General features: G+C 39.0%; 8 protein-coding genes. 7 read left to right on the top strand and 1 reads right to left on the bottom strand.

Features of this window, described 5'->3' with window-relative positions:
- The first annotated feature begins 2 nt into the window (after positions 1–2).
- From E2I05_RS14650 to E2I05_RS14635, 4 genes are all read left to right on the top strand, one after another.
- Complete coding sequence (locus E2I05_RS14650; RefSeq protein ID WP_121854522.1) at positions 3–1,016, top strand: ArdC family protein; 1,014 nt, start codon at positions 3–5, stop codon at positions 1,014–1,016.
- A 276-nt stretch (positions 1,017–1,292) separates the two neighbouring features.
- Positions 1,293–1,664, top strand: a complete 372-nt coding sequence (locus E2I05_RS14645) for a hypothetical protein (RefSeq protein ID WP_133309716.1) — start codon at positions 1,293–1,295, stop codon at positions 1,662–1,664.
- A complete protein-coding gene (gene tnpB / locus E2I05_RS14640) occupies positions 1,661–1,993 on the top strand; it encodes an IS66 family insertion sequence element accessory protein TnpB (protein ID WP_133309535.1) in 333 nt (110 codons plus the stop codon). Before E2I05_RS14645 ends, tnpB begins: the two co-directional genes overlap by 4 nt.
- 90 nt (positions 1,994–2,083) lie before the next feature.
- A complete protein-coding gene (locus E2I05_RS14635) occupies positions 2,084–3,691 on the top strand; it encodes an IS66 family transposase (protein WP_133309619.1) in 1,608 nt (535 codons plus the stop codon).
- Positions 3,692–3,832: 141 nt separating this feature from the next.
- On the opposite strand, the gene E2I05_RS14630 is transcribed toward E2I05_RS14635, so the two are convergent.
- On the bottom strand, positions 3,833–4,705 hold the full coding sequence (locus E2I05_RS14630; protein ID WP_121851606.1) for a hypothetical protein: 873 nt from the start codon (positions 4,703–4,705) through the stop codon (positions 3,833–3,835).
- A gap of 328 nt (positions 4,706–5,033) precedes the next feature.
- On the opposite strand from E2I05_RS14630, the gene dptF reads away from it, so the two are divergent.
- From dptF to dptH, 3 genes are read left to right on the top strand one after another with little or no spacing between them, the layout of a single operon-like run.
- Positions 5,034–6,638 (top strand): DNA phosphorothioation-dependent restriction protein DptF, encoded by a 1,605-nt coding sequence (gene dptF / locus E2I05_RS14625; RefSeq protein ID WP_121851607.1) that lies wholly within the window; start codon positions 5,034–5,036, stop codon positions 6,636–6,638.
- The gene (gene dptG / locus E2I05_RS14620) at positions 6,635–7,966 is read left to right on the top strand and encodes a DNA phosphorothioation-dependent restriction protein DptG (protein ID WP_121851608.1); all 1,332 of its coding nucleotides are present in this window, start codon (positions 6,635–6,637) and stop codon (positions 7,964–7,966) included. Before dptF ends, dptG begins: the two co-directional genes overlap by 4 nt.
- A complete protein-coding gene (gene dptH, locus E2I05_RS14615; RefSeq protein WP_121851609.1) occupies positions 7,947–13,091 on the top strand; it encodes a DNA phosphorothioation-dependent restriction protein DptH in 5,145 nt (1,714 codons plus the stop codon). Before dptG ends, dptH begins: the two co-directional genes overlap by 20 nt.
- Positions 13,092–13,111 lie beyond the last annotated feature (20 nt).

The following is a 13,111-nucleotide window of genomic DNA, read 5'->3' as shown; positions in this document are numbered from 1 at the left end:
CCATGCCTGTAAAGAAAACGGCTAAAGTGCCTTATCATGAACAAATCGCCAATAAACTGATTGAGCAATTAAAAGCGGGAACAGCACCTTGGCAAAAGCCATGGCAGGCGGGAATACCACAATTACCACACAACCCAATCAGTGGAACACGCTATCGAGGCTCCAATGCACTTTGGCTGGCGATGCAATGTCGAAATGATCCAAGGTGGATGACCTATAAACAGGCTAATTCCATTGATGCACAGGTACAGAAAGGACAACATGGCACGATTGTTCAATACTGGAAGATCTTTGATAAAGTCGATAAGACTGACAGCAACGGCAACAAAATACTAGGCGCTGACGGTAAACCGATAAAGGTCAATGTCAAACTCGACAAGCCAAGAGTATTCAGTGCGGTTGTGTTTAACGCTGAACAAATTGATAGCTTACCTGAGTTAGAAGTTAAACAACTACCCGAATGGCAACGCCATGCGCGAGCAGAAAAGATCATACAAAACTCAGGTGTAACCATTCACCATGATCAGAGTGATAACGCCTATTACTCTCCTGCAACCGACAGTATCCATTTACCCGCAAGAAGCAAGTTTCAATCAGCAGATAACTTCTATGCCACAGCCTTACATGAACTTGGTCATAGCACTGGCCACCAAAGCCGCTTAAATCGAGATATGACAGGCCGCTTTGGTGACGAATCCTACGCCAAAGAAGAACTCAGAGCTGAAATTGGCTCACTGATGCTCGGCGATGAACTCCAAATCGGCCACGAATTTGGCCAGCATGCGGCTTACGTCGACCATTGGGTTAAAGTGCTGCAAGACGATCCTAAAGAAATTTTACGGGCTTCAAGGGATGCAGAGAAAATACAGGAATATGTGCTGGGGTTGGAGAATGAAGCTCAAAAAGTGTTAAGTAAGGAACCCTCAAAGCTCAATAATTCAAAACAACCAGCTTGCGCGACCACAATTTCATCTTCACGGAGCAAAAGCACCGATATTGAATTTGAATCAGGATAAAACTCCTTGTTCATATAGGCTCTTGCCAACTAACGTAAAAAGTGTCACCGTATCTTGTCAAAAAAGGAGAAAAGTATGATGGACCAGGTCACTCTTATTACCTTCCTATTAGTTACGATAGCTGTATTACTTTTTGCTATTCTCTCACGTCTTAGTAGCATTTATACTTTGTTAAAGGATAGGTAAAACAAAATGTTCGTGAGTTTACGGCAGCATAGTGCAACTTTAACCCAATAATTTGATGTAATGATGGCAGATTAATTATCGGAGCCCATCATGCCAAATATAGAGCCATTAACTCGCGTCGCCACAGTCTTCGCCCATTGGCGCATAAATAAGCCGAGTCGCGGAACTAAAATACCAAACACTCTCCGCGAGCAAGCCATTTCATTGCTAGAGCATTACTCATCATCACAAATTTGCACCGCTTTACGTATCAGTGGCTCTCAATTTAAACAATGGTGCCAGGTATCAAACTCGGCAGAGTCCATTACAGACTTCATTGAATTACCCAACTTACCTGAGGTCATCAAGCCCAATTCCCCAGTAAAATTTGAGTTGAATCTATCTAATGGCGACAATATTCATATACAAGGTGTGGTGGATGTTCACTTTATTTGCGCCCTTATCGGGGCAATGAAATCATGATCTATTTAACTTCCAACAGTCGTATCTTCATTGCGACTCAGCCTGCTGATTTTCGCTGTAGTATCGATGGACTGGCGGCCGTGTGCCAACAGCGCTTGTCGAGTAATCCGCGTTCAGGCTCGATATTCGTCTTCATTAATCGCAACAAAACCATGATACGAGCCCTCACTTATGAGCATAATGGCTTTTGGCTGATGACCAAACGGTTATCAAAAGGAAAATTTCATGGATGGCCACGTCATCATGGCGTTATGCAACCGATGGCTGCGGCACAATTACGGCAATTACTGAGTGGTGAACCTTATTTATCTTCAAGTCGCTTGAAATAAATCGCACTTACCGGTTGATTATTTTATTTATCGGATCATACTGCCCGCCGAATTCATTTTTCCTATTCGCCTAAGCTGGACTGTCCTTTAATGAGTAAACCGTTTACTGATATCGACCACAACGCGCTGGAAGCACTGATAGTTCGTGTTACTGAAGCCAAAGAGCATGAATTAGCACTGTCTCCAGAAGATTGTCAGTTGTTACTTGATGCCTTAGTGACGTTATCGACGATGCAGCAACGATTAACCAATCACGATGTCACCGTGCACAAATTGCGTAAGTTACTTGGCATTGAAAAGTCTTCAGAAGCCTTGTCTCGTGTCAGTAAAAGCAATAAAGGAAGCGGTAAACACACTGCGGGTAAAAATCGTAAACCCAAAGAGAGCGGTGAAGATTTCACTCCCGCTAAGCCAGTTGTGATAGTGCATCAGAGTACAGATGTGAAAAAGGGTGATAACTGCCTAGAGTGCCACATGGGTAAAATGTACAAAACCGACCCAGGCAGTTTACTGCGTATCACAGGGCAAAGTCCGTTTAAGCCAGAGCAGCATGTCATGGAGCGCTTTCGCTGTAATGCTTGTGGTGCTTACGCTACCGCCGCTTTGCCAGTTGAAGTGTTAGCCGACGGGAGCGAGCAACAAAAATACGGCTACTCAGCTCGGTCATTAATGGCCATACACAAGTATTTTGCCGGGTTGCCGTTTTATCGCCAAGGGAGCATTCAAAAGCTGCTTGGTGTCAAAATCACTGCGTCTACTGTGTTTGACCAAGTTGAATATGTGGCCAATGATATTTACCCTGTTTATCAAATGTTGGTTAACCTCGCGGCCGATGCGAAGCATTATTATCTCGATGACACGACTCACCGAATTTTGGATGCTACGCCAATAGAAAAACCGGTGCGTAACAGTGACAAGACACAAATGCGCAGCGGCGTGTACACATCAGGTGTTATTGCGACCACTCAAGCCAATGATAGTATCGTGTTGTTTGAAACTAATATTGGTCATGCTGGCGAATTCATCGATAGCCTGTTGCACAAACGCGGTACTCATCAATCTAGGCCGATAATGATGAGTGACGCTCTGGTCAGTAATCGCCCTACGGTAAGAGAATGTCTGCTGTCATTGTGTAACAGTCATGCCAGACGACAATTTGTTGATGTCATTAACCATTTCCCCGATGAAGTCGAGCACGTACTGACACGTTATGGTGAAATTTGGGCTTACGAGCAGCACACTAAAGAGCAAAAGTTTACGGCAACAGAAAGGCTGAGTTACCATCAGCAACATTCGTTGCCTGTAATGAAAACCATCAAGCAGTGGTGTACAACACACCTTAACGATGAAACAGTTGAAGAGAATAGTGGTTTAGGTAAGGCGATGCGATATTTTGTCAAACATTATGTTGGCTTGAGCTATTTTTGCCACTACGAAGGTGTATACATCGATAATAACCGTATCGAAGCCATGTTAAAAATCATCGTTCGTGACCGAAAAAATGCGATGTTCCATAAGACGTTACTTGGCGCTACGATTGGTGATGTCATCACGTCAATGATTGCAACAGCAAGTGAAGCTGGCATCAATGTGTTTGAGTATTTCACATTTTTACAGAGAGAGAAGGATAAAGTGAAAACCAATCCTGAAGAATACCTACCGTGGAATTATCGAGAAACAGTCGTCATTGAAAAATAATATAGCTGTAAAAAATGGACTTGGGCTAATCGCCTAGGTCTAGCTGTACCTGAAATAATTTAGTTTTTCACGCTATGCTGCCGTAAGCTCACAAATGTTCTGCCTTGTCGTTAAACCAAGGCAGATTTTTCAATTTATAAATTAAGCCACTGGCTTCTTAAAATTCCAAATATTGTATTTCATAGCCGCATCTCGCACGACACGACATTGAAAAGTTTGAAGTCTATCTCTGAATGGTTTTTCTTGACCATATTTTGCTTTAGTCAATCCTATATATACCTTATGACACTCATTAAAATCCTTTTTAAAACTGTCTTTATTTGAGACATAAAATTCAACTTTATCTCGGTCTTGTTTACGAATCGCTTTTGTTGCCAAGCTGCAATATTCCCGGTTAATATCAAGGCCTTTACACTTAGTTGATTTAAAGTCTTTCAACTTGTCTTCAGGGTACAGCTTGATTAAGTTCACTATTTCAGCTTTACGTTTTGAATCTTTGATTTCATGAACCGCTTTACATTGAGCGCTGCTTCTTTTGTAACCACAATCCTTCATCTGTTTACTGAAATCTGAAAATTTCATCGCTGTCAGGCTGTTCACGCTTCTTTGATATTCGGCCTCAAAAGCTCTTTTACGCTCAGCTTCTTCCTTTTGACGTCTAGCTTGCTCAGCCTCGCGCTCTTTTTTTTGCTTTTCGAGCTGGGCAGCCATCTCTTTTATTTGATTTTCGTGCTCTTCTTTGCGTTTCTTACGTTCAATTTCACGTTTTATATCAGCAATCTTTCTTTCTTGAATAGCATGTACTTCGGCGGCAAATTTACATTCTGAATCATCAGATATTTTTTGAAGCTTAGATTGATCTTCAGCTTTTAGCGCTGCGACCATTTCTTTATTGCATTCTTGTGCTTTCTCTCTAGCATCATCAAGGTTTGCTTCATAGTAAGCACGGTCTTTTTGACCGCAGGCGGTAATAAGTAAAACAAGGCAAGACAAAGTGAGGATTTTTGAGTTCATATTGAGTCCTTTCAATAGCGCGGTTGATAGTTTTAAGAGTAAAAACAAACAACTACTCGTAAATTAATCTGCCATATTCAATTGATTAGTGCAATTGTTAAATTTTTATACTCTCGTTAAAAAACTAAATCCCATTAAACATTAAATTCGATTCATGTGATGAAGCTCAAACTATCGGTTGAGTTCTACAATTAGAATCTTGAAATTGCATCTATGAGCTAACTGTCTATTTTTACACCACTTTTATTATCCTAAAAAGAATATCGTATTTAGTTCTATATAAAAGTATGTAAAAATGATTGAGTTAGCTTTTTTCCGGGATTGAAAATTGAATTTAGAACAAGCTTTAGGGATCCTTTCAAAATCTTCTCCATATGCTGTCAGCACGGAGCTAGATAATTCACAAGATAAACTAGCTGTATATAAAAAATACATTTATATCGAAACAGAGATTGAAGCAGATTTTGCTCAGTCACTTACTTCAATGAACTCAGGTGATATTTTGTTCCTCTGTGGAAGTAGTGGCGATGGTAAATCAGAAATCCTGACACGTTACAGCCAGCAGTTTAAATCACGTATTGATTTCCATCTTGATGCAACGCACAGTTTTAGCCCCGATCAAACAGCCATAGAAGCATTAGATGATAGATTTTTAAAAACTAAGCAAACTCAACGCCCTTTAGTTTTAGGCGTTAATATCGGCATGTTAGGCAATTATGCTGAAGAAGGTTCAACTTCGCATGACGATATAAAATCATCTTTAAAAGCATTTTTGGATAGTAACAGCCAAAATATCCCCGAAAATCACAGATACTTAGATTTCGAGCATTATCCAAAATTTAAGTTGTCACAAGAAGAGTGTACTTCAGAGTTTGCCGATAGCTTGATTCATAAACTAACTAATACATCTCTTGAAAACCCCTTTTATGCGCTATACCAAAATCAAATTCAGAAGACAGGGCATAGCCGACTAACTGCTAATTTTGGATTGTTAGGATTAGAGTCAGTCCGTAAAACAGTCGTTGATTTATTACTTAAAGCACGTCTAATCAAAGATCAGTTTCTAACGGCTAGAACATTGTTAGACTTCATTCATCAGATCATAACGGGTAAAAGTTACTTGTTTGATAACCTATTTCTAGGTGGTGATAATGATCTGTTGAGCCATATTCGTAGTTTTGATCCAAGTAACATCCATACCAGAAAGGTTGATGAATTCATTTTACAGTTCAGTTTAGGTATTGAAGATGAAGAATTCCTCTTACTGGAAAAACAAGCAAGAGAGTATGGGGTTTTTGAAATCAATAATCCGCAATCATACCTGCGGTTAGCTTATATCGTAAAAAATGAAGCTGAGTTCGATAATGCATACCTAAATGACCTCAGACGCGATTTTGAAAATACCTTAGTTGCTCGATTTGCTAATAATTGGGTTTTACACAAGGACTTTGATGGTTCAGGCTCTCAAAAGAAAGAGCTAAATCTATTTTATAAAGAAGTGCTTATCGCTTCTATCCATAAGTATTGCAATAGACACGCGCCAACTTTAGATAAAGATACCTTTTTTGTTGCACAATATAACGGTTTTAAGATAGCAGCAGAATTAGAAGTTAAACCTAACTTCGTAGAAATTGCTGCAAACAGCGCTAACCCAGCCAGAATTGGTTATTTTGTAGCTCATATACAAGTAGATGACCAGCCTCTCATTCCCATGCCTATCTCAATTAAATTGATGGAGTTATTAATCAAAATAACTCAAGGCTATAGACCAAATAAGCACGACAAAAATGCAGTGCTACTTCTTGATGAAGCTATCGATCAGCTTCTCAATCAAGCTAATAGAAAAAATGTGTTAACTATCATCAAAGACGACAGACGTTACAAGGTTACAGATGAAGGCGACAGCTATTTTGAGGTAAGTGGACTCGTATGATAAATGATCAATATTCTGTGCCGTTCAATGAAAACCTTGCACAAACGAAAGAAGATGTACCAAATAAAAATGCCTTAAATAGCTATTTTCCGCTACGAACTAAGGGTAATGATTTCGAATGGGATGCTGTTATTGGGTTAGTGCTAAGTAGCCTTCTTCGTAAAGAAATGAAATCCAAATACAGTTATGAAGACTTTAATCATGACTGCAAAAAGTCATTAGAAGAAAAATTAAGCGAGTCAGAGTTCTGGCAAGTTCTGCAGCAAATGTATTTCGATGAGAAAGATGTATTCTCTATTAGTCCTGAACTACTTTTGTTCCGAGCCCAAAAAAACGAGTTCAATACCAGCGATCAACGAATTTCATCCTTATTCATCAATTTAATGCAAGCTGAAAGAGTGAGTCAATTTGATGAAAAGCTTAACTTTATCGAGCAAGAGTTTTTATGCGTATTAAGGGCGCATCTCAAAGATAAACAAGTAAAAATAAAAGAAGAGTCGTATCTGCCGCATTTAACCAATGCCTTTAAAGCCGACTTACGTTTCTTATCGTCCAAGCCAAAATATTTGTTGAGTGAATTTAAACACTTTTTGTCTTTCTATGGTTTCACTTATGCAGCCCAGTTAAGTCTAGCCATATCAGACTGGATAACTTGTGAAGAGCCAAAATCAAAACCGCTTTACTTCATCATGGATCATGAAAAAGCCAGTAACGAGCGAACACACGTTAAATTGCATGGGTACAAACTCTTTAGCGAATCCTCTTTTAAAGTATTTCCAATCCTAACTATGTTGGAGCAACTTCAGAAAGAAGGGCAAGCTAAAGTTCCACTTTGGAAAATGGCTGAGAAGATCAAACTATCTGAATATGACTGTTTGAATAAATTACGTAATTTTGCTCTCGCATTTCGTTCGCAAAGAAATTTAGATACAAAGCTTGAGGACAGTGAGCAGGCAATAGGTTGGCTTGGCAATATTGTAAAACTTACTGAAGCACAATTTAGAGATGATAAAACGGATCGACCAAGTATTAATAAAAAATATGTAGGTGAAATTGAAAAGTATCTAGCTTATGGCTTTATCCAAAGTCGTGGACGCTCTGGCAAGGTGTTAGTGCTTAATCAAGATTACACGATTTTGCTTACTAATTTAGTGATCGCACATGAAGATAAGCTTAGGTTCCATGAATTGCTTTTAGGTTTTCAGCAACGTGGGATTTTTGTAGATAAACAAACAGAACAAGAATTAATTAAATTCTATGAGCGTATTGGCAACATAGAAAGAATGAGTGACAGTGGAGACGCCGTGTATGTCCGTAAAACAATTTGAGCAATTTTTAGTTGAGTTGTTTTTAGCGGATGCCGCAAACAATATCAAACCAAACTCACGCTATCAGTTTAAATCGCCCGACGCTGAAAACAGCCGTCGCTTATATGCAGCGCTGGTTGAGAAATCTAATGACACCTTATTAACCCCAAAAGGCGTTGCGCTTCCCTACATAGAGGTAAGTAGCCCAAGCGGTGTGCAATGTAAAATCATCCCGATTTTGCATAAAGATGAAGAAGCTGAGTCAGAAGGCTTTACTGAAAACTTTATTTCACATCTAAGAGATGTCGTTTCCTCTCCATCTGACTACTTGAGTGGAAGCGCCTTACTCATCATTCACAACAGCTTGTTAGATACGCTTATCAATTCTGCTACTGATTTAGGTATTCAAGATCAAGTTTGGAGCCCTAAGCGAATTCATGATGCGCTAAAAGGTTTGATTGATCATACAGATAAAGCTAAAGATGTATCCGAATGTTTACTGGCCGATCAATTCGAAACCATCCTTGAGGACGGTGCTACCATGTTTGGTTTTGAGTCGTTATACAAAGCCGTTCAAGATGGCGATCTCCGTTTTAATGAATTAGGTATGTTTAACGATCCACTTATTATCGAGATGAGTGGAAATAAAAAGCAAATTAAAAAACGATTAGAAGCAAACAGAGAGTTACACGACCAAATCTCCTTTAATGTTGAACATTTTGCTGGCCGATTACCTGAGCAGCTAAAAGCATTCAGTGAGAAGTTTGTAGACAAGCATTTCACCGATGATGCTTGGAAAGACCTTGATTTTGAAGTTTATGAACAAGAGAAAAAACGAAATCTCAAACAACAACTGGTACTTGTTGAAGAACAAATTACAGAAGGCACGACAATCACGGCCAGAAACAGAGCAGAATCGAAAGCAGGACAACGAGACAGACAAATTATCATCGAGTTGGATGAAGACGTAAATGAATTCGAAATAAAACTTAACTTTCAAGGTGCTGGAAATCTCGATAAATCACAATTTAGTATTCAACCTAAACAATCCCCCATAAAAGCGGCTGACGTAATCACTCGTAATTCTTTAAAAAGTGCCTCGGCTACGCTAAAAGGCGCTTATCAGAATGAGCCTTTATTCTTTAATTTAACGCTTAAGCGAGATGTAACATCTGAAAATCACAAATTCAGATGTTTGGTTGTGCGCAAAGGGGAGTTTTATCTTGAGCCGTTAAAGAATATGTTCATTATTGAACATTCAAAGCAGCGTATCACACTAAATACTGAAGATAATAAATTGGAGCTGAGTGAAAATAACGGTCATACATTCCACTTAACAGACACTAAGCAAGTCATTGATAACAGTTCATTCTCAGTTGCGGATTTTGAAAATCTGGCCAACGAATCCGATGAAATTGAATTCTTTATTAAGTCTGGCGATAACAAGCTTGCGATAAACATTGAAGGCGCAATCGCTACCGACTCATTAAGCTTACCATTACTACTGAATAAAGGTCGCTACTTCAAACTGTTTAGTGATGAATATTTTGGCGAATTTTATTCGAAGAAGGGCAAAGTAGGCATAGATAACAGTGAGTTTATTGTTCCCGGCTTAAGGCTTAAATTACTTAGATTAGAAGAAGAGTTTATCAACACACAAAGTGTTGCTTTAATCGATGGTGAGCCGTTTGAATTAGAGCAGTTAAAGACAATTGATGATGATATCCATCAAAGCTATCAATCGCTATTTAAGTACCTTGCCGTTAAACGCACAACACCATCATTAGTTTCTTGGGGTGAAGAATATACCGACTTAGTTGAAGACATAGTTGAATGCTACCTCAGCTATTTAGCGAGTATTGAAACCGGAAATGTGCTTAAGCCAAAACAAAAACAAGCCTTAAAAATTGGTTTAGTCAAACGAGACGGAGAAGAGTTTTACTCGCCATTTCACCCGTTGATCTTGTCCTATTTTCTACAGTTACGCCAATCCATCAAACAAGATGATACCGATAGTTTTAACCAGTTAGCCGATATAACAATTCAGCGGTTAACACCCAAAGGTTTGATACCTTACACTTATCATTCAGAGCATGGTTTTGCCTATACCCAGCAGATTCCTGAAAATGCGTTTTGGCTTAAAAGCGTACCGCAGGAAAAAAGCTGCTTAAGTTTTGTTCGTAAATTGGTGAAAGAAAAGATTGATGAATTTCAGTCTGCGTTCGCAAAGCTGTTTGCAAATGAATCGAAAAAATCAATTATCATTAATGCCGTTAATCAAGAGTTATCAGAAGAACTGTTTTTAGGTTTAGTTGACTATGTGAAAACCAACTTAGACAGCTCAGCATCAATTCACGTCAATTTATACGATGAAAGCTTTGTATTTAATGCTTTCGATAAGTTTGCTGAAACCTCAAGCTATTCTGAAATCAAACAATGGCTAGAGCTGGATAAAGGCAAAGTGCGAGAATATGCCGATACGATTATCGATTTACTTCGAACTCGGCTTACCTACAGTAAATTTACCAACAGAGACTCTGGTACAGATGGTCAAGCCTATGCTCATTTAACTTTTTTCAGAAATAACAATAAAGTTGATTGTGCTGATATCGCCATTGATCATATGGATTCAGGCGTAGCTTGTGATGGGCTTTTAACGGGTGAGGCATCAACACATGATCATGGTGCCTACTTCACTGGTTTTGGTCTTCATAATGTGGAATATGATGATATTGCACACCTCAAAATGGCTAAGTATTACGGCCTCTTGCTACAGCCTGCATCTAAGCCTAATACAAAATATAATGGCTCAAATGCTCTGGCATTAGCAGTGAGTGAAGACTTTAAACAGCTTCTGCATCGCTCATACGAAAGTTCAATCTGGACAACAATTATTGATCCTAAAGTAACTTTAGATTTCTTTCACTCGAACCAAGATGTGGTGCTAATTCATTATTCAGATCAGTACACAAGCTCATCAAGTTACGATGCCATTACTGTAACCGCACAGCGGGACTTATTTGAAAAAGTTCTGCAGCAAGGCGATGGTGGCAACATCAACGAATTCAATGCGTTTAATGGTGATTGGCTGCTTAAAATGATGACAGCCCACGAAACCATAAATAAAGAGCGAAAAGGTGTAATAGGTGCCTATAAGTTTGTAACCAGTTTAGTTAATGACTCTGATATCACTTGGGTGCCGTTGTCAGTAGCCGAGATGATTCGGGTTTCAGGCAACATTGGTTTAAAAATGTCAGACAGTGAATTTTCACGTAACGTGCAAGGTTACAAAAAAGGTGCAATTTCTGACGATGTACTCTTTGTTGGTTTTAAAAATCAACAAATGTACTTACTACCTGTTGAAGTGAAAACAGGGGCAACACCAAATTATGTAAAAGCGGTTGAGCAAGCCAAAGAGCTTTTACGTTATCTAAGCGAAAATATACTCGGAAAAGATAACCTTACCAGCAAGCTCTACCGTGGTCTGTTTATTCGACAAGTGTTGATGCAGATTGATAAATATAAGCTTTATAAAGTATTTGATTGCGAATATTTTGAATCATTGCTTGATGAAAAAGAGCTGTGGCTTCAGGGTAATTATTCACTCGCAAGATTAACAGATTATCCAGAAGGTTTGGTGATAAGTCATCTTGATAGCGCTTCATGTCATGACCCTGACTACAAACTCATTGACGGCGTACTCAGAGTTGAGCTACCTATTTCACTATTAAAAATGTTGGTAGAAACACCACTTCAAAGTGTGTTGAATGATGTTGAGATAGCCAAAATTTGTGTGGTGCCTGAAGAATATAAATTATCAAAAGGCGCACAAACCGAGTTATTAGAAGCGGAAAAAACAACATGGAATGATGATGTCATCAATGATGAACAGCTTGAGAATACAAATGAGGCTAACAGCAGCCCAAGCAACGTAATACCAATAGCACCAGAACAATCAACTAAAGTAGCAGAGCCTGCGCCTGTAGCGCCATATTTTTCACCATCAGGTCATCACTTGAATGTGTTATTTGGCCATAACGCTGTAACTAAAGCCCCATTGAATTGGGAGCCTACTAATACTGCCAAGTTCATGAATACTAATACCGGTATTATTGGCACTATGGGTACGGGTAAAACTCAATTTACTAAATCAGTTATTACTCAGCTTTATCAAAATCATGCGGATAATGTAAATTCAGCACCAATTGGAATGTTGATTTTTGATTACAAGTCTGACTATGTTGATGACAAATTCTTAAATGCAACCAATGGCAAACAGTATCATTTGCATAAATTGCCTTATAACCCATTAAGCCTGTTTGGTGATACGCCAATGCTGCCAGTGCATACGGCACGAGGCTTCTCTGAAACCATGGGTAAAGCATTTGGGCTAGGGCAAAAGCAGCAGCTTAAATTACGCAGGCTGGTCGGTGAAGTGTATGAATTGGCAGGTATTAAAAAATCCGATCCAACAACATGGACTAAACCCGCACCAACCATAGAAGATGTTTGGACACTATTTTTAGATTCTGAGCCAGACGAAGATTCACTATTCGCCGCACTTGAAAGCCTAGCTGAGCTGGAAGTTTTTGAAGATCAACATACTCAATGCAAAAGCCTATACGAGTTAATTGATGGTATTACCGTTATCAAATTGGCTGAATACCCACCGCAAATTCAAAGTTTAGTGGTCGCACTCACGCTAGACCTTTTCTATTCGCAAATGCAAAAGAAAGGCAAGCCAGAAGTTCAAGGTGATTTTAGGCAAGTAACCAAAATGATTTTGGTTGATGAGGCCGATAACTTCATGTCACAAAACTTCCCTAGTTTACGCAAAATTCTTAAAGAAGGCCGTGAATACGGGGTAGGGGTGATCTTGTCAACCCAAGATATTACTCACTTCCAAACAGGTGAAAATGATTATTCAAGCTATGTGCTTACTTGGATTGTGCATCGAGTTGCCAAAATTAAACCGCAAGACATCAAAGCCATTTTCAGTATTAATGAAAAGGCAGAACAAGAACGGTTAATGGAAACCATCAGTAAGCTCGAAAAGCATTACAGCTTATATATTGATGGCGCAAAACAGACTGTCAAAATGCGTGATAAAGCATTTTGGGAGTTGTTAGAAGAGTACCATTTTTAAAAATAATTGAGAACATAGAA

It is taken from the genome of Parashewanella spongiae, from assembly GCF_004358345.1.
GTDB classification, from domain to species: domain Bacteria; phylum Pseudomonadota; class Gammaproteobacteria; order Enterobacterales; family Shewanellaceae; genus Parashewanella; species Parashewanella spongiae.
This window is presented reverse-complemented; position numbering and strand designations above follow the sequence as displayed.